Source organism: Neobacillus sp. PVCKKU3 (assembly GCF_058323225.1).
This window is the reverse complement of the sequence record NZ_JBLVQN010000003.1, coordinates 73,097-95,315: the sequence shown is the minus strand read 5'-3', so window position 1 is coordinate 95,315 and position 22,219 is coordinate 73,097. Positions and strand designations below refer to the sequence as shown.

Annotated in this window: 21 protein-coding genes; 16 read left to right on the top strand and 5 right to left on the bottom strand. The window is 46.6% G+C overall.

The window, feature by feature from the left end; genetic code table 11:
• Nucleotides 1-132 precede the first annotated feature (132 nt).
• On the top strand, nucleotides 133-1,101 hold the full coding sequence (gene pta, locus ACNQGS_RS03375) for a phosphate acetyltransferase (protein WP_491486119.1): 969 nt from the start codon (nucleotides 133-135) through the stop codon (nucleotides 1,099-1,101).
• A gap of 256 nt (nucleotides 1,102-1,357) precedes the next feature.
• Nucleotides 1,358-2,188, top strand: a complete 831-nt coding sequence (lipL, locus tag ACNQGS_RS03370; protein WP_491486118.1) for an octanoyl-[GcvH]:protein N-octanoyltransferase — start codon at nucleotides 1,358-1,360, stop codon at nucleotides 2,186-2,188.
• 244 nt (nucleotides 2,189-2,432) lie between these two features.
• On the opposite strand, the gene ACNQGS_RS03365 is transcribed toward lipL, so the two are convergent.
• Entirely contained in the window at nucleotides 2,433-3,194 is a 762-nt protein-coding gene (locus ACNQGS_RS03365) for an RsfA family transcriptional regulator (protein WP_491486117.1), read from the bottom strand.
• A gap of 529 nt (nucleotides 3,195-3,723) precedes the next feature.
• Between ACNQGS_RS03365 and ACNQGS_RS03360 the strand changes: the two genes are divergently transcribed.
• The 4 genes from ACNQGS_RS03360 (at nucleotide 3,724) to ACNQGS_RS03345 (ending at nucleotide 6,353) form a co-directional block, all read left to right on the top strand.
• Entirely contained in the window at nucleotides 3,724-3,945 is a 222-nt protein-coding gene (locus ACNQGS_RS03360; RefSeq protein WP_491486116.1) for a YuzB family protein, read from the top strand.
• Between the two features lie 202 nt (nucleotides 3,946-4,147).
• Nucleotides 4,148-5,443 (top strand): HD domain-containing protein, encoded by a 1,296-nt coding sequence (locus ACNQGS_RS03355; protein WP_491486115.1) that lies wholly within the window; start codon nucleotides 4,148-4,150, stop codon nucleotides 5,441-5,443.
• Between the two features lie 32 nt (nucleotides 5,444-5,475).
• On the top strand, nucleotides 5,476-5,988 hold the full coding sequence (locus ACNQGS_RS03350; RefSeq protein ID WP_491486114.1) for a YwgA family protein: 513 nt from the start codon (nucleotides 5,476-5,478) through the stop codon (nucleotides 5,986-5,988).
• A gap of 134 nt (nucleotides 5,989-6,122) precedes the next feature.
• On the top strand, nucleotides 6,123-6,353 hold the full coding sequence (locus ACNQGS_RS03345; protein WP_491486113.1) for a hypothetical protein: 231 nt from the start codon (nucleotides 6,123-6,125) through the stop codon (nucleotides 6,351-6,353).
• A 111-nt stretch (nucleotides 6,354-6,464) separates the two neighbouring features.
• Here ACNQGS_RS03345 and thmT read toward each other — a convergent pair whose 3' ends face one another.
• Complete coding sequence (gene thmT / locus ACNQGS_RS03340; protein ID WP_423800147.1) at nucleotides 6,465-6,650, bottom strand: 2-hydroxymuconate tautomerase; 186 nt, start codon at nucleotides 6,648-6,650, stop codon at nucleotides 6,465-6,467.
• A 167-nt stretch (nucleotides 6,651-6,817) separates the two neighbouring features.
• On the opposite strand from thmT, the gene ACNQGS_RS03335 reads away from it, so the two are divergent.
• Nucleotides 6,818-7,477, top strand: a complete 660-nt coding sequence (locus tag ACNQGS_RS03335; RefSeq protein WP_423800146.1) for a site-2 protease family protein — start codon at nucleotides 6,818-6,820, stop codon at nucleotides 7,475-7,477.
• Between the two features lie 18 nt (nucleotides 7,478-7,495).
• The gene (locus ACNQGS_RS03330) at nucleotides 7,496-8,005 is read left to right on the top strand and encodes a YwhD family protein (protein ID WP_491486112.1); all 510 of its coding nucleotides are present in this window, start codon (nucleotides 7,496-7,498) and stop codon (nucleotides 8,003-8,005) included.
• Nucleotides 8,006-8,188: 183 nt separating this feature from the next.
• On the opposite strand, the gene ACNQGS_RS03325 is transcribed toward ACNQGS_RS03330, so the two are convergent.
• Entirely contained in the window at nucleotides 8,189-10,258 is a 2,070-nt protein-coding gene (locus ACNQGS_RS03325) for a transglycosylase domain-containing protein (protein WP_491486111.1), read from the bottom strand.
• A 226-nt stretch (nucleotides 10,259-10,484) separates the two neighbouring features.
• Here ACNQGS_RS03325 and speE point away from each other — a divergent pair, with 226 nt between their 5' ends.
• From speE to ACNQGS_RS03300, 5 genes are all read left to right on the top strand, one after another.
• Nucleotides 10,485-11,315, top strand: coding sequence for a spermidine synthase (gene speE / locus ACNQGS_RS03320; RefSeq protein ID WP_491486110.1), 831 nt, complete (start codon nucleotides 10,485-10,487; stop codon nucleotides 11,313-11,315).
• Nucleotides 11,316-11,369: 54 nt separating this feature from the next.
• The gene (speB, locus tag ACNQGS_RS03315) at nucleotides 11,370-12,242 is read left to right on the top strand and encodes an agmatinase (RefSeq protein WP_491486109.1); all 873 of its coding nucleotides are present in this window, start codon (nucleotides 11,370-11,372) and stop codon (nucleotides 12,240-12,242) included.
• Between the two features lie 228 nt (nucleotides 12,243-12,470).
• On the top strand, nucleotides 12,471-12,881 hold the full coding sequence (locus ACNQGS_RS03310; RefSeq protein ID WP_491486108.1) for a YwiB family protein: 411 nt from the start codon (nucleotides 12,471-12,473) through the stop codon (nucleotides 12,879-12,881).
• Nucleotides 12,878-14,548 (top strand): arginine--tRNA ligase, encoded by a 1,671-nt coding sequence (gene argS, locus ACNQGS_RS03305; protein WP_491486107.1) that lies wholly within the window; start codon nucleotides 12,878-12,880, stop codon nucleotides 14,546-14,548. The genes ACNQGS_RS03310 and argS overlap by 4 nt, the downstream gene beginning before the upstream one ends.
• A 301-nt stretch (nucleotides 14,549-14,849) precedes the next feature.
• Nucleotides 14,850-15,029, top strand: coding sequence for an H-type small acid-soluble spore protein (locus tag ACNQGS_RS03300; protein ID WP_491486193.1), 180 nt, complete (start codon nucleotides 14,850-14,852; stop codon nucleotides 15,027-15,029).
• Between the two features lie 36 nt (nucleotides 15,030-15,065).
• Here the strand turns inward: ACNQGS_RS03300 and uvsE are convergent, their stop codons facing one another.
• Nucleotides 15,066-16,025: a UV DNA damage repair endonuclease UvsE gene (gene uvsE / locus ACNQGS_RS03295; protein WP_491486106.1), complete on the bottom strand. Its 960-nt coding sequence runs from the start codon at nucleotides 16,023-16,025 to the stop codon at nucleotides 15,066-15,068.
• Nucleotides 16,026-16,083: 58 nt separating this feature from the next.
• Complete coding sequence (gene cls, locus ACNQGS_RS03290) at nucleotides 16,084-17,181, bottom strand: cardiolipin synthase (RefSeq protein ID WP_491486105.1); 1,098 nt, start codon at nucleotides 17,179-17,181, stop codon at nucleotides 16,084-16,086.
• Between the two features lie 290 nt (nucleotides 17,182-17,471).
• Between cls and ACNQGS_RS03285 the strand changes: the two genes are divergently transcribed.
• From ACNQGS_RS03285 to ACNQGS_RS03275, 3 genes are all read left to right on the top strand, one after another.
• Nucleotides 17,472-19,583 carry a (Fe-S)-binding protein gene (locus tag ACNQGS_RS03285; RefSeq protein ID WP_491486104.1) on the top strand — a complete coding sequence of 704 codons (2,112 nt, stop codon included), beginning with the start codon at nucleotides 17,472-17,474 and terminating at the stop codon, nucleotides 19,581-19,583.
• A 324-nt stretch (nucleotides 19,584-19,907) separates the two neighbouring features.
• Entirely contained in the window at nucleotides 19,908-21,095 is a 1,188-nt protein-coding gene (locus tag ACNQGS_RS03280) for an acetyl-CoA C-acetyltransferase (protein WP_491486103.1), read from the top strand.
• A 192-nt stretch (nucleotides 21,096-21,287) separates the two neighbouring features.
• Nucleotides 21,288-22,139, top strand: a complete 852-nt coding sequence (locus ACNQGS_RS03275) for a 3-hydroxybutyryl-CoA dehydrogenase (protein WP_491486192.1) — start codon at nucleotides 21,288-21,290, stop codon at nucleotides 22,137-22,139.
• The last annotated feature ends 80 nt before the right edge of the window (nucleotides 22,140-22,219 follow it).

Sequence of the window (22,219 nt, the reverse complement as noted above, 5' to 3'; positions counted from 1 at the left end):
AAAAAGTAGAGTGTTTATTTTTTGAAAACTAAAACTTCTCCGTGGAAGCGTTGTCTGTGATGAACATCGCTTGAAAAAATAATTTGGTAAAGTATCCTGATTTAAAGGAGTTTTTTAAAAGGAGTGTTTGGTGTGGATTTGTTTGAAGGATTGAAGAATAAAATTTCCGGACGCGGCTTGAAAATTGTTTTTCCAGAAGGTTTGGATGAGCGGATTGTCAGAGCGGCCAGCCGTTTGGCGGAGGAAAACCTGCTTACGCCAATTCTGGTAGGGAACATTGAACAGGTTCAGGCAAAAGCCCAGGAGCTTGGCGTATCCTTGGATGCCACAGAAATTTATGACCCGGCGAACTACGCGGGAATGGATGAGCTTGTGGCTGCGTTTGTGGAACGCCGCAATGGAAAAGCAACCGAAGAGGATGCCCGTAAAATTCTGTTAGATGAAAACTACTTTGGCACGATGCTGGTATATACAAATAAAGCACATGGACTTGTCAGTGGCGCTGCCCATTCGACTGCGGATACCGTCCGCCCTGCTTTGCAGATCATCAAGACAAAGACTGGGGTGAAGAAAACCTCCGGCGTGTTCATTATGGTCCGCGATGACGAGAAATATGTGTTTGCGGATTGCGCGATTAACATTGCACCGGACAGTATGGATTTAGCGGAAATCGCGATTGAAAGCGCGAAAACGGCGGAGAAGTTTGATCTTGAGCCACGTGTAGCGATGCTATCGTTCTCAACGAAGGGCTCTGCGAAGTCGGAAGAAACGGAGCGGGTTGTGGCTGCTGTTGAAGAGGCGAGGCGCCGTGAACCGTCGCTTGTGCTCGACGGGGAATTTCAGTTTGACGCTGCCTTTGTTCCTTCTGTGGCAAAAAGCAAAGCGCCTGGCTCCGTGCTGCAGGGCGATGCGAATGTATTCATCTTCCCTAGTTTGGAAGCAGGAAATATCGGCTATAAAATTGCCCAGCGCTTAGGCGGCTTTGAAGCAGTTGGTCCGATTCTGCAGGGGTTGAACGCGCCGGTTAATGACCTTTCCCGCGGCTGTAACGAAGAGGACGTTTATAAGCTGGCGTTGATTACGGCGGCACAGGGATTGTAATGATATTTTGAGGGCTGGTCCGAGGCTGGACTGGCTCTTTTTTTCGGGCCCGATTAGAATTTGTAGATATCTTACGAAAATGTGTAGATATATCGTGAAAATTGTAGATATCTGAAAAATTTTATAGATAAGTTGCAGAAATTTGTTGATATAAGACAGAAACGTGTCGATATCCTCCTTTGAGAGAGCCCAAACTATTTTTTCCTGAATCATTTTGATAAAATAACTCCATCATACCGTACAAGGAGCAACCAAAATGGAAGGTTTATTGCGACAACCACAGTGGCGGATTATTGACCAGTCCTCGGTCGGGCCGCATTTTCAGGCGCTGCAGTCATTTGGCATCGATGATACGCTGTGCGCCTCGGTCGGAGCGGAACAGGCCCCGGCAACAGCGCGCACGTGGGTGCATTACAACACGATCGTCCTCGGCATACAAGATACAAAACTGCCATTCCTACAGGAGGGCATTCAATTTTTACAAGAAAAGGGCTATCAGTCTATCGTCAGGAATTCCGGCGGACTTGCTGTGGTTCTCGATGAAGGAGTCCTTAACATCTCGTTGATTCTTCCGGAGGCGGAAAAAGGAATCGACATCAACCGCGGCTATGACGCGATGTGGGAGTTGGTCCAACACATGTTTTCCGACTTTCCGCAGCAAATTGAAGCGAGGGAAATCGTCGGTTCCTACTGCCCTGGCAGCTATGACCTCAGCATCGGCGGGAAAAAATTTGCCGGCATCTCGCAGCGCCGTTTGAAAAAAGGGGTTGCTGTCCAGATTTATCTTTGTGTAAACGGCAGCGGGTCAGAGCGTGCTGAACTTGTTCGCGAATTTTACAGGATTGCCAAACGGGATGAGCAAACTAGGTTCGCGTATCCCGAAATCGTTCCGGAAGTCATGGCCTCACTTTCAGAGCTGCTCGGGGTGGAACTTAGCATAGGGGATGTCATGCTCAGACTATTAACGGAGTTGAAAAATACCAGTGACCGGCTGTTTGCTGGCCCGTTAAATGAATACGAACTGGAGCTTTTGCCTGGCTACTACCAGAGAATTGTCGAGCGGAATGAAAAGCTGGCGGAGATGTAGCAAATCCGGCAAAGCTCGCTGCCGTTACAGCTTTCCGCCAATTGGTGGGTCTTATCAAGTAAACGCGCTTTATCTGCAAGTTGGCTGGCCCTATCCGCAAGTTGGGACTGGCGTGGAGTGTATTTACGGAGCTAATTTTTCAAACCAAGCAAAAAAGCCGTCACACTCCTTTGTTAAAGAATGTACGGCTTTTTTTGAATAAAGATGCTGTGCGTCTCTCTCCCTGGGCTTTCTGTCTAGAGAATTATTCGGCTACCTTTTCGAGGTTCCCGTTGCGGTCCATTTTGAACTTTGTTGCAGGACGTTCCTCTTCCTCAAAAAGAACAAGCTTGCGGGCGCGGTTCATGATCTTCATAAGGGTCTCGTAATCTTCCTGCATCGTTTCGCGGTTATCCTCAAGATCCCTGACTTTCGAGCTCAATTCTTCATTCTGCTGTCTCAGATCAGCAATTTCTCTTTTTAATCTTTCATTCTCAGTTTTTAATACATCATTTTGCAGATTGGAATGTTTAAAGTTTTCCAAGAAAGCAATGATGGTATCCATTGTGAGACCTGATGCGGATGTTGTCACGGCTGGCCTGTAGGTCTGTACCGGCGCTGTTTGCGCTTGCGTCTGCACCAATGCTTCTACTGCCATTTCAACCGTCATGTCCTGCATTTCAACAGGGCCCTCAGGAATCACTTCACTCTGAACGTTTAAAACTCCTAAATCTTCGGAGACTGGAACCGGCGGATTGTAGAGAAGCTTTTTCTTGCCGCCCTGATCCTTTCCTAGGATTCTTTGTCTTTGTTTGCGCTGTTTTTTCGCTAATTGCAACGCTTTTTCATAGCGATGGCGGACAACGGCGTTCCATCTGAAACCGCAGGCTGCGGAGGTCCGGTTCAATTTGTCTCCTACCTCTTCAAATGCGTTCAGCTGGGTGCTGCCCTCCCTCACGTGTCTGAGGACGGTTTCAGCTAATAGCAAATCGTCTTCATCTGTCCATGCATCTTGACGAACTTTCATATTTTTCATCTCCCTAACATAATTTCCAAGTGATTTGCCGGGCAAATTCCGGCGAAATTATAAAAAGTTCTAGTCTTATGATGGACAAGTTTTCTAGGCTTTATACCAAAATGGTTAAAAGGATAATAGATTTTTTTGCTAATAGGTTAAATGAAAACTCGCCGATTGGCGAGTCCGATAGGACGAAGACAGAGGCGTAGTTGAATTTATGCGTTAAGAAGTATAAAGTTTTCGACAGAAAATTTATACTTTCTTATTAGCAAATATAAAGCACGATTTGGGCGATTGCTTTGTTTATGCCGATTAGCGGCTGTTGTGTGGCGGTATTATTGAGAAGTAGAACCATGATTGCTAAACTTTGCAACTTGCATTGAAAACAGAGAAATTGTAAAATACGTTAGTAGTTCAATGTACGGACCAAGGCTTTATAAAGTTTTTTCAAAATCAAATTTTTCGCATTGTAATTTCAATATGGTAGTTGGTTAAACTATTATTTATAGATTGTTGATGTAGAAAGGGTTGTAATAAAATGTCCAATGAATTTCGCGTGTGCGACGATTGTCAGGCCGTAAATTTAAAGACATTGATCCCTCGTCTGAAAGAAATTGACCCGGAGGCCGAGATTAAAATTGGCTGCCAGTCCTATTGCGGACCAGGCCGGAAAAAGACCTTCGCCTTCGTCAATAACCGCCCGCTTGCGGCTCTGTCAGAAGAGGAATTAATGGAAAAAATCAATAAAAAACTAAAATAATCACCTATCGCACATCAGTTTAGGTGATTTTTTCTTTTGTATGGAGCTGCGGTTGCCGACCCCATATGGACAACTGTCAATAAGCGGTGCCTGACACCCTAGCCTTGTCGAAAAATACTGAGGAAAATTGTTGAATTTTGGATGATTTACCCTTTTGATGGGGATATAATAGAACCAAGAAAGATCAGGAAGAGGGAAGCCCATGGTGTATTCGGCGGAAAAATTGAGCGAAGAAAAAGTGTTTAAGGACCCCGTACATCGCTATGTCCACGTCCGCGACCGGGTGATTTGGGATTTGGTCGGGACGAAGGAGTTTCAGCGTTTAAGACGCATTAAGCAGCTGGGGACGACCTTTTTGACCTTTCACGGTGCAGAGCACAGCCGATTCAACCATTCCCTTGGCGTTTATGAAATTGTCCGCCGGATCATCGATGACGTGTTCGAAGGAAGGCCGGAATGGAACGACGATGACCGCCTTCTCACGCTTTGCGCGGCCTTGCTGCACGACCTCGGCCACGGTCCGTTTTCCCACGCCTTTGAGAAAGTGTTCGGCTTTGACCATGAGGACTTCACCCGTGCGATTATCCTCGGAAGCACAGAGGTAAACAGGGTCCTCCAAAGAGTCAGCCCGGAGTTTCCTGAGCAGGTAGCCGAAGTGATTGCGAAAACATCGGAAAAGAAGATGGTTGTCAGCCTGATTTCCAGTCAAATTGACGCCGACCGGATGGATTATCTCCAGCGTGATGCCTACTTTACCGGGGTAAGCTATGGGCAGTTTGACATGGAGCGGATTTTAAGGGTGATGCGCCCGCGCGAGGACCAGGTTGTCATTAAAAAGAGCGGCATGCATGCGGTCGAGGATTATATCATGAGCCGCTACCAAATGTACTGGCAGGTTTACTTCCACCCCGTCTCCCGCAGTGCGGAGGTTATTTTGACAAAAATCCTCCATCGCGCCAAGGAATTATTTAAGAAAAACTATTCTTTTAAACATGAACCGATTCACTTTATCTCTTTTTTCACGGAGCAAGTGACGTTAGAAGACTATTTAAAATTAGATGAATCTGTGATTATGTTTTATTTTCAGATCTGGCAGGAGGAGGCCGACCCCATTTTAAGCGACCTCTGCCAACGTTTTGTCAATCGGAATTTATTCAAGTATGCCGAATTTGATCCTGCCAAGGAATATAAAAAGCTTGCCGAATTAACGTTGCTTTTTGAAAAAGCAGGCATTGACCCCGAATATTACTTGGTGGTCGATTCTTCATCAGATCTGCCATATGACTTTTACCGTCCAGGTGAGGAAGAGGAACGGCTGCCGATTCATCTATTGATGAAAAATGGGGACTTGCGAGAGCTTTCCCGCGAATCGGAAATCGTCGATGCAATTTCGGGAAAACGCAGAACGGACCACAAGCTTTACTATCCGGCTGATTTTCTTGAGGACACTGCCATTGGTGCAGAGTGGAAAAAGAAAATTCGCGCCCTTTTACAATAAGTATTGTTAAATGGAGTAGGAGATGACGAACATTGCTGAAAGATCATGCCAAACTGATGCAGGCAATTCTAGTTTCCGGTGAAATAATCGGAAGAAAAAAGCTGCAGAAGATGATATATATTGCTAAAAAAATTGATTTTCCGTTTCAAGACCGCTTCCAATTTCACTTTTACGGCCCATACTCTGAGGAATTGACCACACGCGTGGAGGAGCTTTGCAATATGGGTTTTCTTAATGAAGTGAAGGAGAAAAAGGGCGGATATTATCAATATCGCTATACATTGACCGATTCAGGCAAGGAGTTTTTGAGTTTAAACGAAGTGGACATGCCTTGCTTGGAGGATTGCCTGACCGATATGAATGACCAGAATGCTAGATTCCTTGAACTGGTTTCTACGGTTTTATATTTTGATAATCTTCCAAAGGAAGAGGTGGCCCAGAAGGTTTTCACGCTAAAAAGCAGCCAGCGCTACACGGTTGAAGAAATCGATGAGGCGTATCGGTATATCGAAACACTTAGAGAAAAAGTAATCCAGGAAGTTTAAATAGAGGTTGAAGCGCCCACGTCCGCTACAGGATGTCTGGGCGTTTTTTATTGGGAATTTTCGCGGCTCTCGGTATCCATTTTTGTGTAGGTTTGGTACAATTTTACTACTAAAGTTGTGATGGGGTGTGGAATATGGGGGAATTTGCAGGATTGGTTGCGATCATAATGGTATTTACGATTCCGATTGTTGCGATTGTCGGCGGATTATCACTTCAAAAGACAAAATTACATGCAAAAATGGTAAAAGATCAGTTGGAACTTGAAAAATTAAAGCACCAAAACTACTTAATTGAAACGGAAAAAATGAGGCTGGAACTCGAAAAAATACAGCTGGAAAGCCCAAAAAACGACTTTAAACTATAAATAAAAAATAAAGTGTGAATCCAAAGCAAGACTTAGCGGATTCACACTTTATTGATTTTATTGGGGGAGTATCCACCCAAGGCGGACAAATGTTAACAAGCGGTTGACACCCTATTTGTCGCTGAAGCGAACCCCAGCTCTTGCGTAGTGGTTTTTGCTCATTTCTTCGATGAAGATGGTGATGTTTTCTTTTGGTGCGCCGGTAGTTTCGCTGACGGCGTCGGTTACTTTTTCAACGAGCGCTTTTTTTTGATCCTCGGTGCGACCTTCAAGCATTTTAACAGTTACATATGGCATACTAACTTCCTCCTTTTAATGGGTCATGATTGTAGTGTTCCACAAACGGCCAAAATGTGCAAGAATGGTCGGCACATTTGGTTTTCTTTTTCAATAAGGTTTCATGTATACTTAAAGGAAACTAGAGAGATACCAAGCTGTTTTTTCACGAGAGAGGAGAAACCCATTTGGAAGGTTTTAGTCGCTTTTTCGCATACCCGTTGGAGCTGGTTCCCTACGTCGCGATTACGCTCGTGTTTGCCTTTACATTTCACGAATTTGCCCATGCTTATGTTGCCTATAAATTCGGCGACCACACTGCCCAAAAGCAAGGCCGCCTGACGTTAAACCCGCTGCAGCATCTTGATCCATTCGGGACCATTTTAATTTTTATCGCTGGCTTTGGCTGGGCCCGTCCTGTTCCGGTCAATCGCTTTTTCTTTAAAAAGCCGCGCCTTGCCGGAGTGCTTGTGTCAGCCGCGGGGCCGCTAAGCAATTTGGTGCTGGCCTGCCTCGGCTTTATTATCGCCTATGGGCTGAACCGGTTTGGGGTCAATGCACCAGATCGTTTATATGATTTTTTTGAAATCTTTATTCAGCTCAATGTGGTATTGTTTATTTTTAATCTGCTTCCCCTGCCGCCGCTTGACGGCTACCGGATTGTGGAAGATTTGGCGCCCAATGAAGTCCGGGCCAAAATGACACAATATGAACAGTATGGGATATTAATTTTTCTGATATTAGTCATCACACCGCTCGACAGCTATACGATTCAGCCGATTTTTAATGTTGTCGTCCCGTGGGTGGCTGGTGGATTAAGCAATTTCTTTTATGGGCTGTTTTTTTAAAGGAGGTTTATAGCATCAATGGAAGAAAACAAGAAAAAACTAGGTTTTAATATTATTAAAAACGACCCGACGGACGGGCACAAGGGCTATGGCAAGGGGGCGTTGAGCCTTGATAATGTTTCGCCGGTCATTATTGACGTCAATGCCGGAGAAGCAGAGATTGATGTCGGTGCGATGCATGCCCGCAGCGTTGTTGAAAAAGGGATCAAATTCCTCCCGAATCAGGACGATGTGCCAAACGGCAAGCCTTATTGGCTTGTGTGGGTGACGGTTGACCGCAAGCCGGAAGGTCCTTATTATGCTGGAGTGACGGCCTGTTATATGACTGTTGACCGGGAAATCCGCCGCGGCTACAAGTCGCTGCCGGAGCACGTTAACCGCATGGATAAATCGCTGAAGCGCCACATTATCGTCGAACATATGGACGACAAATCGAAAAAGGTGCTAGCCGATTTCCTGCGCGGCCATAACGAAGATTTATGGAACAATTCGACCGATGAACTGAAAAACGGTTTGCAGGCTGATTAGAATATTTTAGGAAAAATCAAGCCCCTTTTAAACGCTAATTATGAACATTTTTTTACAAAAATAAAAGATGTCAAACTCTTGTAGTTTTTTTCAAAAATGGGTAGTATTATAAGAAGTGTGAAAACACTGTAAGACTAGGACAGGAAAAAGCTCCGGGGCTGCCCCGGAGCTTTTTCCGTTCATTTAACTCCATGGAAGAATGCGTTTATACCATGGGGTTTTTTGGTCATCGCCGTTCTTATCATGCTTTTTGGAACCGCCTTTGCCGATATGCTCGGTGCAATATTCGGTTGGTTCAGTGCCAGTCACGTAGTAGGTGAAGCGGCGGACTGGGCAATCCCTGGTCGCCAGCTTGCCGTTCGTCGGGTCGACGTAAAGCCCGATGACACCCTCTTTTGGCGGCTTGAATGCTTTGACGGGCTTGCCGTCCAAAGCCTCCTCCATGAAATTCGCCCAAACGTTCTTCGCATACGTTTTTTCGGCAGTAACATCAAGCGGTTTGCCGATATCATAGCCTGCCCAAACGGCCGTCACCAGCTGCGGCGAGAAGCCAATCATCCAGCTGTCCGTTTCCGTCGAACCGGATTTTCCGGCATAGGGACGGGTCAAGTCGTTGATGATAGTACTTCCCGTCACCCTGGCATAGCCGCTTAGCTTTGGATCGAACACGCCGGTCATCATTTGCGTCATGACGAACGCTTTGGCCGGGTCCAGCACTTTTTCATCTTTATTTTCCTTTTCAAAAATGACATTGCCATTAAAGTCTTCCACTCTCGTAATCAGGTTCGGGCTGACCTTTTTACCGCCATTGGCGAACATGCTGTAGGCGTTCGCCATTTCAATCACCCGGACGCCTGAGGTGCCAAGCGCAAGTGACGGTACCTTTGACATTTTGGTCGACAGGCCAAATTTCTTCGCTGTATCAATTAATGTTTCTTCCCCTAAAAAGAGGTGGGTTTTTACGGCAAAAATATTATCCGAAACGGCAAGGGCCTGAGCAAGAGTAATCTCGCCGTCAGCATACTTGTTGTTAAAATTATGCGGCGTATAGTCGGCCTGGCCGTCATCAAACTGGAATTTCGTAACCTCGCTCCGCATCGTTGACGATGGCGTGAAGCCGTGCTCAAGGGCCGCGTAATATAGGAGCGGCTTGATGGTCGAGCCTGGCTGGCGGACCGCCTGAACGGCTCGGTTGAATGGACTTTTTTCATAATCCCGGCCGCCGACCATCGCCTTAACATTGCCGTTTTTCGGATCCATTGCGACAAGACCGACCTGAATTTCCGAGGATTTTGAGACATACCGATTGACCTGCTCCTCAGCCGCCTCCTGCTGCTTCATGTTCAGCGTTGTATAGACCTTTAGGCCACCAAGGGCAATCGTCCGGTCATCGAGATGAAGCTGATTTTTCAAGGCTTTTTTAACCGCATCCTGAAAATAAGGGGCGGTTCTGGCTTTGTGCGTCGGGTATTCGCCCACAAAAATAAGGCGCTGCCCCGCCGCAATTTGGGCTGCATCTTTCTTGATGTATCCGTTTTTCACCATGCTTTGCAAAATGATGTTTTGCCGGGCTTTCGCGTTTTCGATAGATCGGAGCGGCGAATAGATGCCCGGCCCCTTCGGAATGCCTGCGAGCAAGCTTGCTTCTGCCAGCGAGAGGTCGGCCGCTTTTTTACCATAATAATATTGGCTGGCTGCTTCGACTCCATAAGCGCCGTTGCCGTAATAAATCGTATTTAAATAGCCTTCGAGAATTTGTTGTTTAGAATAGTTCATCTCAAGGCGGATCGCATAAAAGGCTTCGGTCAGCTTTCGCGTCCATGTTTTGTCATGCTCGAGGAAAAGGTTCCGAGCGTATTGCTGGGTGATGGTACTTGCCCCCTGAACCTTGGCGAAGGCCTTGACATCGGCAAGAACCGCCCCGGCAATCCGCTTATAATCAAACCCATGATGCTCGTAAAAATTTTTATCCTCTATCGCGATGGTCGCATTGACGAGATCCGGAGAGATATCGTTAAGCTTTGCCCAGTAGCGCTTCTGGCCGTTATTGCTTTCGCCGATCAGCGTTCCGTCGTCAGCGAAGAATAACGTCGACTGCGGAACGGCGAGCGGCGGCGGTCCTAGTATTTTCGCATAGGCGAGGACGCCGAGGAAAAGTACAAGCATACAAATCATGCCAATCAAGCTGATGATGATTAGAGCACGCAAATATTTAACTGTTTTTCGAAAACCGTGATTCGTCATGACTTCCATGCTAACTTCACCCCCTGTTTGTTTGTCATACCGTTTTGACGGGAAATTTTGGATTTTGAAAAAAACCGATAGTAATAGTATTGAAAAAATAGACTCTTTTTAAACAATTTTTTGCAGGAATTTGAAACATTTTTGCTAGACTTTTTCGTGTGTTTGTAATTCAATAGTTTGGGTAGTATAAGTTTGAAGTGTTTACTTAGAAAAAAGAGGAAAGGAAGATGGTTAGATGGGCGGACTTTGGTTTACGGAAAAGCAGACCGAGAACTTTGGGATTACGATGAAAGTGAATCAAACTTTACATACAGAACAAACCGAGTTTCAAATGCTGGAAATGGTAGAAACAGCCGAGTGGGGCAACATGCTCTTGCTAGACGGCATGGTCATGACTTCGGTAAAAGACGAGTTCGTTTACCATGAGATGGTCGCACATGTGCCGTTATTTACGCATCCGAATCCGGAGAATGTGCTGGTGGTCGGCGGCGGTGATGGGGGCGTCATCCGCGAGGTGTTGAAGCACCCAAGTGTGAAAAAGGCGACGCTTGTCGATATCGACGGGAAAGTAATCGAGTATTCGAAGAAGTTCCTTCCTGAGATTGCCGGCTGGCTGGACGACCCTCGTGTCGATGTCCGCGTTGATGATGGGTTTATGCACATTGCCAATAGTGAAAATGAATACGATGTCATTATGGTAGACTCGACTGAACCGGTTGGACCCGCCGTTAACCTGTTTACAAAGGGCTTCTATGCCGGGATTTCCAAGGCATTGAAGGAAGACGGAATCTTTGTGGCCCAGTCAGACAACCCGTGGTTTAAAGCGGATCTGATTCGCAATGTGCAGCGTGACGTCCGTGAAATTTTCCCGCTGACCAACCTTTATGTTGCCAATATCCCAACCTATCCAAGCGGCCTGTGGGCATTCACCATTGGATCGAAAAAATACGATCCGCTCGCAGTTAGCGACGACCGCTTCCATGACATCGAAACACGATACTACACAAAAGAACTCCACAAGGCAGCCTTTGTTCTGCCGAAATTTGTGGGGGATTTATTGAAATAAATTGATCCGGTGATGTATTGGGGGGCGTACCCCCGTTAGAAAGGGGAATAAATGATGCGTTTTGATGAAGCGTATTCGGGGAATGTGTACATTAAGAGCCACCCGAATTTTGAGGAGAGTCAGGTTGTATTATATGGAATGCCGATGGACTGGACGGTAAGCTACCGCCCGGGTTCCCGTTTCGGCCCGGCACGGATTCGCGAGGTGTCGATCGGGCTTGAGGAGTACAGCCCGTACCTCGACCGTGAGCTTGATGAAGTAAAATATTTTGATGCGGGCGATATTCCGCTTCCGTTTGGGAATGCCCAGAAGAGCCTTGATATTATTGAAGATTTCCTTGACCAGGTATTGGCTGCGGGCAAATTCCCGTTTGGCATGGGCGGGGAGCACCTAGTTTCCTGGCCGGTTATGAAGGCTGTTTTTAAAAAATATCCGGATTTGGCGATTATCCATATGGATGCTCATACCGACCTGCGTGAAAATTATGAGGGTGAGCCGTTATCGCACTCTACACCAATTCGTAAAATCGCTGAGCATATTGGGCCGCACAATGTGTATTCTTTCGGCATCCGTTCCGGGATGAAGGAAGAATTCGAGTGGGCCAAACAAAACGGCATGCATATTTCCAAGTTTGAAGTGCTTGAGCCGTTAAAGGAAATCCTGCCGAAGCTTGCCGGTCGTCCGGTTTATGTCACAATCGATATCGACGTCCTCGATCCGGCGCATGCGCCAGGAACTGGTACCGTCGATGCGGGTGGAATCACCTCAAAAGAGTTGCTTGCTTCGATTCATGCGATTGCCCGTTCTGAGGTAAATGTGGTCGGCTGCGATCTTGTTGAAGTGGCGCCAATCTATGATCCATCCGAACAAACAGCCAATACTGCGAGCAAGCTAATTCGTGAAATGATGCTGGGATGGGTGAAATAACTAGTGGGGGTCATCTGGCTCCGATGATGTAACGAGTAAAAATAAAGGGGGAACTGACCCCTACAGGTTGCCTGCCCTAGTTTTGGGTAGGCTTCTTTTTGATTTGCAGGCTTTCCAAGTTTATAATAGGAAAAGTATGCGAAACGGCGTGAAAGTCAATGTTATAGACATGGACAGAGAAAAAAGAGCTTATCAAAGTTCCTTTTTAAAAAGAAAAGGAAGTGCAGTATGGAGATTCCGGTAAGGGTTAATGTAAAGACGACGATTGATGAACAGGAGACGTTTGAACTGACGGTGTTTGGCCGCTATTTTCAAAAGAATAACGGCTCCTACCTGCAGTATGAGGAAGTGCTGGAGGAGGGGACGGTGCGCACGATTGTGAAAACATCTCAAGACGAGGCACTGATCCTAAGAAGCGGCCCTTTGAAGATGCGCCTGCCCTTTCAACTGAATCGGAAGCTTCGCGGTAGTTATGAGCTGGCGTTTGGGACATTTGAGACAACGACAAAGGCGCGGAAGCTGGACTATTCATACGACAATGGCAACGGACAAATTAGCATCCTATATGATTTTGCCATGCAGGGGACGCCTGCCGGTACATACCATTTAGAAATAAGTTTTCAGGAGGAACAAAAATGAATATTGTGGGACAAGTGCAGCAAAAGATTAAGGAGGAAATTCGGGCGGCGGTGCTGAAGGCAGGGCTCGCGTCTGAAGAACAGATTCCGGATGTGATTCTCGAAACCCCGAAGGAAAAGGCGCATGGTGACTATTCGACCAATATGGCGATGCAGCTGGCACGGGTGGCAAAGAAGGCGCCGCGGATGATTGCCGAGGCCCTTGTGGAGAACTTTGACCGTTCCAAGGCTTCTATTGAAAAAATGGAAATTGCCGGGCCGGGGTTTATCAATTTTTACATGAATAATTCGTATTTGACTGAGCTGATTCCGACAATTTTGCAGGCTGGGGACAAGTATGGCGAGACGACAGTTGGCGGCGGCCAGAAAATCCAAGTGGAATTCGTGTCGGCGAATCCAACGGGTGACCTTCACTTAGGACATGCTCGCGGTGCGGCGGTCGGTGATTCTTTAAGCAACATTTTGGCCAAGGCTGGCTATGATGTGTCCCGTGAATATTACATCAATGATGCGGGAAATCAGATTAATAACCTGGCGCTTTCTGTGGAAGCGCGCTATTTCCAAGCGCTTGGTCTGGAAAAAGAAATGCCGGAGGACGGCTACCACGGTGCGGACATTGTGGGGATCGGCAAGCAGCTTGCGGAAGAGTTTGGCGATAAATATGTAAATGTCTCGGAAGAGGAGCGGTTTGAATTTTTCCGGGAGTATGGCTTGAAATACGAAATGAAAAAGCTCCAAAGGGACCTCGAGGACTTCCGTGTCCGCTTTGATGTGTGGTACTCGGAAACATCCCTTTATAAAAATGGAAAAATTGACACGGCGCTGGCGGCATTGCGGGAGAGCGGATATATTTACGAGCAGGACGGCGCGACCTGGCTGCGTTCTACCGAACTTGGCGACGACAAGGACCGCGTGCTGATTAAGCAGGACGGCTCTTACACGTATTTAACGCCGGATATTGCCTATCACAAGGACAAACTCGAGCGGGGCTTTGAAAAGTTGATCAATATTTGGGGAGCGGACCATCACGGTTATATACCAAGGATGAAGGCGGCGATTCAGGCGCTCGGCTATGACCGCGAGGCGCTCGAGGTTGAGATCATCCAGCTTGTTCATTTATATAAAAACGGCGAGAAGATGAAGATGTCGAAGCGGACTGGAAAGGCTGTCACAATGCGGGATCTGGTCGATGAGGTCGGCCTCGATGCGACGCGTTATTTCTTTGCGATGCGCAGCTCGGATACGCATATGGATTTTGATTTGGATTTGGCGGTGTCGCAGTCCAATGAAAATCCGGTTTACTATGCGCAGTATGCTCATGCGCGGATTTGTTCCATTTTGCGGTCTGGCGAAGAACAGGGCTTTGCAGTTGATTCCGGCGCTGACTTTTCAATGGTCGCTTCCGAAAAGGAAATCGAATTGTTGAAAAAATTGGGCGAGTTCCCGCATGCGGTTGGCGAAGCGGCATTGAAGCGCGTGCCGCACCGGGTTACCAATTACATTTTTGAATTGGCTTCGACGTTCCACAGCTTTTATAATGCGGAAAAGGTACTTGAAAGCGGTGAGCCTGAGCGGACTAAGGCCCGCCTTGGATTGGTGAACGCTGTGCAGATTACGTTACGGAATGCGCTGGCGTTGATTGGGGTTTCGGCACCGGAAAAAATGTAATTTTTGAATAGGTTTTGGTATTGAGGTTCCTTCGATATATGAGGGAACCTTTTTAGAATTATTTTAATGTGTAAGTAAAATTGAAAAAGTGGAAAGTAAAGTTCGCAGTTAGGAAAGTATTTTTGAAAAATGGAAAGTATTTTACCGGAATTGGAAAGTAAACGCCTCAAAACGGAAAGTAAATGAATTGGGACCATGAATCAGAGGTGATTTTTCCATAAAAATACCTAAAAATATGAATACCCTCCAAAAAAATGCAAATAGTAATAGTGTACTTATTTGTGAGGAGTGGACCGAACGCATGAATGTAGGCAGAGCAAAGGAAATTTTGGAATCCGCGGATATGATTAATGTGACCTATGAGGGAACGCAAGTCATTATCCAGCATGTGGACGAAGCATCGAAAATGGCGCGGATATATTCCAGGACGGATCCTGAACATGAGCAGGACGTTCCTGTCTTAAATTTAATTGAAGAATAAAAGAGTCTCCGGGGTCGGGGACTCTTTTTACTGGAGTTATTTAATTTCTAGCGCACCTCCACTAATCCGTTTAAAGCCGCGAATCTTGCTTAAATCCTCCACTAATTTCAAACAGGCTTGATCCTTCGCTTTTGCCTCAATCATGAAATCAACATCCTGCCCAGCCTCTTTCAGCAATTTTAAAAATGGCATGATAAACTCTGGGTCGACGAAATCCGCATGGGAGCGGTATTCTTTTTCTGACTTGGGAGAGGAGATGTGTACCTTTGGCAAGAGGCTCGGCCGATGGGACCAGGTTTGGAAAATGCTTGATATCAGTTCCTCAAGCGGCTTGGCACAAGGATTGGCCATATGGTGATGGTAATCAAAAACGAACGGAATCGTCTCTTCTTCACACACAGCCAGCGTCTCTTCTGCGGTATACGTTTTGTCGTCATTTTCTAAGGTCATAATATTTTTTATATGAGCAGGCAAGGCTTTCAGGTTTTGATGGAAACTGGAAAGGGCCTTCTGTTTGTCACCATAAGCACCGCCGATATGGATGTTAATCAAGCTTTCAGCCGCAACTCCCATGGCATCCAGCATTTGAAAATGGTAAGTCATGTCGATTACCGCGTTCTTAGTAATTTGCGGCTTTGGCGAGGTAAACAAGGTAAATTGGTTCGGGTGAAAACTGACCCTTAGGTTGTGCTTTTTCACAAGGTCGCCAATTTCCTGCCACTCGCTGCGAAATGGGGCGACGAAGTCCCAGCGCACCTCCGGATGGGTGGCAAGCGGAACAATCGAGCTGGAGAATCGATACAGCTCCAGCTCATGAGCCACATTATAATGGAGCATCCGCAGTGTGTGGTTCAGATTTTGTTTCGTAATCTCGCGGAGTTTAGCAGCCCGCTCCTCAGAGTCCAGCTGTTGATACCGCGCAAAGGTAAGCGTCTTGGCCGGAGAGGCATCCCACAAACTAATCGCATGGGAAACATACCCAAAGCGAATTCTCATTACTCCCACCTCCCATAGAAATAGTTCACCACAAATGTTCACGCCAGTGCCTGAGGCCTTATAAAAAGTAAGAAACTACTCCAGCAACAGCTTCTTTCATAGACCTGGACAAGTTTGGTTTGTTCAGTTGCTCGAGTGTGAGCCGGGTGGAGTCGTGGATGTCTTTGTCCAGTATGCCTTTTATTTGCTCAATAAAGCTTGGGTCGTAGATGTAGCAGTTGATTTCTTGGTTTAAAAAGAGGCTGCGTTTGTCAAAGTTAGCGGTACCGATGTCGGCGACCTTGTCATCAATGACGATGGTTTTGGCATGGTAAAAACCTTTATTATACTGATAAACCAATGCGCCTTCGCGAAGCAGCGTTCGTAAATACTTGAACGAAGCCTCTTTCACGAGTGCGTGGTCAGAAACTGCCGGTACAATGATTGTCAGACAGACGCCCCGCTGCACCGCCTTCTGCAGCTCCGCAAAAATCCTCCTGCTTGGAATAAAATAAGGTGTGCCGATGGTAATTGATTTTTCGGCCAATTGGATGAGACTGATGAACATACGTTCCAGCTGATCGGCTTCTGTCGGAATAAATTGCTGGCGGACGGAACCCTTAGGCAATTTCGGGAAATATTTTGCCTCACCCTGCAAGTAAACCCCTGTGCCCCGCTCCCAATCCATCAGAAACTCACTTTGTAGAAAATTGACACTTTCATTGCTAATTTTTAGATGATAATCGCGCCATGGACCAAGGCTTGGGTCTTCGTCAATATATTCCTTCCCGATATTAAACCCGCCAAGATAGCCAATGCGCCCATCTATAATCGAAATCTTGCGGTGGTTCCGGACCTGCATCGAGTAAAAAAGAAAGGGGAGTTTCACCGGATTGCTGAAGGCAAACTTGACGCCCGCCTCATGTAGCTCTTTTATCGCCGCCCCTTTTACTTTCCAGCTGCCAAGCCGATCCAGCAGCAAGCGAACCTCAACTCCGGTCCGTGCTTTTTCTTTTAAAATTGAAAAAAACTCCTGACTAAAGGCATCATCCTTTACAATATAAAACAACACATGGATATGTTTTTCTGCCTTACGCAGCACGGAGAAGTAGTCGTGAAACAGCTCCTTGCCATGAGTAAAAATGTCAAAATCACCATGCAGGATGGGAGTTTCCATTTTTCTTACAGAAGAATGATGCTTCTGTCGCCCTAGACAAAAGTCCAGAATAAGCCATATAATGAAAAGTAAGACAATTCCGAAAAAAATGACGAAAAAATTCATTGGAAAACCTTCCTCCAATCAGTTTCGTTAGTTTTTCCAACAACAAACATTTCTATAAGTTAGTAAAAATGGATTGACTGAATGCTCATTCATATTATAATAGAGTTAAGGTAATTCAGAAAATTTACTATTTTGAACATCTAGTAAAAAACTTAGGGGAGAAATCAACGAAAGGGGCTTATTTCATGAATGGACTTTTATGGGTCAACCTTATTGCCTTCTTGGCCGTAACCGCTTACGCGCTCAGCCTGTTCGTCTATGTTGTCAAAACACGGATCGAATATATGAAGCTTGGCAAAAAGGAAGAGTTTGACAACAATGTCAAAGAACGTATGCGAAAAATCTGGGTCATGGTATTCGGGCAGAAGAAGCTTTTAAAGGATAAAAAGAGTGGTGCCATCCACGTTATGTTCTTCTACGGCTTCATTCTTGTTCAATTTGGAGCGATTGATTTTATTTGGAAAGGGATTGCACCAGGATCCCACCTTCCGCTAGGACCGCTTTATCCGGCATTTACATTCTTCCAGGAGATCGTCACTTTAGTCATTTTAGTGGCAACTTTCTGGGCATTTCATCGCCGTTATGTTGAAAAACTTGTCCGCTTAAAAAGAGGCTTTAAATCAGGTCTTGTATTAATCTTTATCGGCGGCTTAATGGTTTGGGTACTGTTAGGTAACGGTATGGATCTTATCTGGCATGGCGAGGAACCTTCTTGGTCAGAACCGGTTGCATCGCTCATTTCAATCATCTTCGCCGGTATTGGCAAAACAGCAGCAGTATCCATCCTTTATGTGGCATGGTGGCTGCACTTGATTTTCTTATTGGCATTCTTAGTATATGTGCCGCAAGGAAAACACGCTCACTTAATCGCCGGTCCTGCAAACGTTTACCTGAATCGTTTGGATAAGGCAGGCAAACTGAGAAAGATTGACTTTGAAGACGAATCCGCTGAATCATTTGGCGTTGGAAAAATTGAAGACTTCACACAGCTGCAAATGGTTGACTTCTATGCTTGTGTAGAATGCGGCCGCTGTACCAATATGTGTCCGGCAACCGGCACAGGCAAAATGCTGTCACCGATGGATTTAATCGTGAAAATGCGTGATCACCTCACCAACCATGGTGCGGCTGTGACGCAAAAGCAGCCATGGGTGCCGACATTTGCATTCGCTGGCACCAAAGGTAACCAGATTGCACTTGCCGCAGCAGGCCAAGGCGCTTCTGAAACTGCAGCAACTTCCGTCTATAGCCCAAGCCTGATCGGCGATGTCATCACCGAAGAAGAAATCTGGGCTTGTACAACCTGCCGTAACTGTGAAGACCAATGTCCGGTTATGAACGAGCATGTTGAGAAAATTATTGATCTTCGCCGTTACCTAGTTTTAACAGAAGGAAAATTGGACGCTGATGCACAGCGCGCGATCACGAACATCGAGCGTCAGGGCAACCCTTGGGGCTTGAACAGAAAAGAGCGCGAAACATGGCGCGAAGCACGTGAAGATGTTCATGTTCCGACTGTCAAAGAAATGAACAAAGCTGGCGAAGAGTTCGAGTACCTGTTCTGGGTTGGCTCAATGGGCTCTTACGACAACCGCAGCCAGAAGATTGCGTTGTCCTTCGCTAAATTGTTGAACGAAGCTGGCGTGAAATTCGCTATCCTTGGAAACAAAGAAAAGAACTCCGGCGACACGGTCCGCCGTCTTGGAAACGAGTTCCTGTTCCAGGATCTTGCTGTGAAAAACATTGAAGAATTCGAAAAGGCTGAGGTTAAGAAAATCGTGACAATTGACCCGCACGCCTACAATATTTTCAAAAATGAATACCCTGATTTCGGGTTGCAGGCTGAGGTTTACCACCATACGGAGGTTCTTTTCGAACTAGTCCGCGATGGCCGTTTGAAGCCAAAGCATGCCGTGAACGAAACGATTACGTTCCATGACTCTTGTTACTTAGGACGTTACAACGACGTTTATGATGCACCGCGTGAAATCTTGAAGGCCATCCCAGGCGTGAAGCTGGTGGAAATGGAACGGAACCGTGAAAAGGGAATGTGCTGTGGCGCCGGCGGCGGCTTGATGTGGATGGAGGAAGAAACAGGACACCGCATCAACGTGGCACGTACAGAGCAGGCATTATCGGTGAACCCATCAGTCATCAGCTCCGGCTGTCCATACTGCTTGACAATGCTGTCAGACGGTACGAAGGCGAAAGAGGTTGAAGACAAGGTTGCTACCTACGACGTGGCTGAGCTTCTTGAAAAAGCTGTCTGTGGTGAACCCGCGGCAGTTGCATCGTAAGACTGAAAATTGAATTTTAAAATAGCAGAGGTTGATTGCATACACGCGAAAAAATTTTAGGAATTTTGTGTAAAACAATTCAACTTCTGCTATTTTTTTTGTAAAATAGAATAAGTGGATTAAAACGCTTACATTTCCTTTTTTAATTAAATGCGTGGGCAGGGTGATCCCCTGGACCTGCGTTAGTTTTTGCAGCAGTGTTGAGCGAGCGTTCAGTCGATGATGAAATCAGCACGCTCCCATTTTTTTATGTACCAGTGACTGAAAATTGGGAAAAGGCATAATTGTTTTTTGAAATAAAAACAGGGGAAAGGAATGTTTTGAATGAGCAGAACGGTTATCTTAAGCGGGGTTAGAACGCCTTTTGGTAAATTGGGCGGGGCATTGAGCGGCTTTAGCGCTTCTCAGTTAGGCGGTATAGCCATTAAAGAAGCGTTACAACGTGCTAATGTGAATCCGGAAGACGTGCAAGAAGTGATATTTGGATCAGTCCTGCAGGGTGGACAAGGGCAAATCCCATCCCGCCAAGCTGCGCGGGGCGCTGGGCTGCCATGGGAAGTAAAAACAGAAACGATTAACAAGGTCTGTGCATCAGGTCTGCGCAGCGTCACGCTTGCTGACCAAATCATCCGCGCCGGCGATGAAGAAGTGATTGTTGCAGGCGGTATGGAATCAATGTCAAATGCACCGTACATTTTGCCAAAAGCAAGGTGGGGCCTAAGAATGGGCGACGCGGCTGTTCAGGATTTGATGATTCACGATGGATTGAGCTGCAGCTTTACCGGCGTGCATATGGGAACGTACGGAAACTCGACTGCTGAAGAGATGTCGCTTAGCCGCGAAGCACAGGATGAGTGGGCATTAAGAAGCCACCAGCGGGCAATTGAAGCAATCGAGAGCGGCAAGTTTGCCGAAGAGATTGTGAAGGTGGAGGTGCCGCAGCGCAAAGGGGCGACGGTAGTAGTCGAGCATGATGAAGCGCCGCGGAAAGACACTTCTATAGAAAAATTAGCGAAGCTTGGACCGGCGTTTAATGGTGAAGGTACCATCACAGCAGGAAACGCACCAGGGGTCAATGATGGGGCCGGTGCACTCGTGTTGATGAGCGAGGAACGTGCGGAGCATGAAGGCCGGCGGGTAGAAGCGGTCATCATCGGCCAGGCTGCGATTGCGGTAGAAGCCAAGGACTTCCCGCAAACACCGGGACTTGTTATCAATGAAATTTTACGAAAAACAGGCCGAAGCCCTGAGGAAATTGACTTATTTGAAATCAACGAAGCGTTCGCGGCCGTAGCGCTGGCGAGCGGCCAAATCGCCGGCTTGGATCCGGAAAAAGTTAATGTCAACGGCGGTGCGGTTGCCCTTGGCCATCCAATTGGCGCAAGCGGAGCGCGCATCATCATTACTTTGTTGCATGAGTTAAAGCGCCGCGGCGGCGGGATCGGAATTGCGGCCATCTGCAGCGGCGGCGGCCAGGGCGATGCGATTATGATTGAGGTGCCGAAGAGGTAACGTGAGGCGGCTTACTCTCGGATAAGGAAGAAATACTCTCGGATAGATTGGCTTTACTCTCGGATAAGGAAAAAATACTCTCGGATAGAGTGAACTTACTCTCGGATGAGAGGGAAATACTCTCGAATGAAACAAATAATACAAAAAATCGCGGCCGAAAATTTAATTCCGACCGCAAACGGAGGGGAAAACATGAAGGTTGAAAAGGTAATGGTAATTGGGGCCGGCCAAATGGGCTCGGGAATTGCCCAGGTTTGTGCACAAGCTGGTTATAAGGTTATTTTAAACGATTTGAAATCGGAATTTGTTGAGCGCGGACTCGGGGTTATTAACAAAAACCTATCCCGCAACGTGGAAAAAGGCCGCCTAAGTGAGGAGCAAAAGCAGGAGGTGCTTAGCAACCTGACTTCATCAACAGACCTGCAAGACGCATCCGGCGTGGATCTTGTCATCGAAGCAGCTGTTGAAAACATGGAAATCAAAACGAAAATCTTTGCGCAGTTAGACGAAATTGCACCGGCGCATGCGATTTTAGCAAGCAATACCTCCTCGCTGCCGATTACGGAAATCGCGGCAGCAACGAAGCGTCCGGAAAAGGTCATCGGTATGCACTTCATGAACCCGGTGCCTGTCATGAGGTTGGTGGAAATCATCCGCGGCTTGGCAACGGCTGATGAAGTGTATCAGGTCATCGAAGACATGACAAAAACGTTATCCAAAGTGCCTGTAGAGGTAAACGACTTCCCTGGCTTTGTTGCCAACCGCGTGCTGATGCCGATGATTAACGAAGCGATCTATACATTGTACGAGGGCGTGGCTACGAAGGAAGCGATCGACGAAGTGATGAAGCTTGGCATGAACCACCCAATGGGGCCGTTAACGCTGGCCGACTTTATCGGTTTGGATACCTGCCTTTACATCATGGAAACATTGCACGAAGGCTTTGGTGATGACAAGTACCGCCCATGCCCGCTGCTGCGTAAATATGTAAAAGCAGGCTGGCTGGGTAAGAAAACGGGACGTGGATTTTACGAATACGCATAAGCAGAATTACTGTTAAATTTTATAAAAATAGAAAAATAGAGATAACGAATTGGTCTACTCGGGAGAAAACTTTTTCAAGA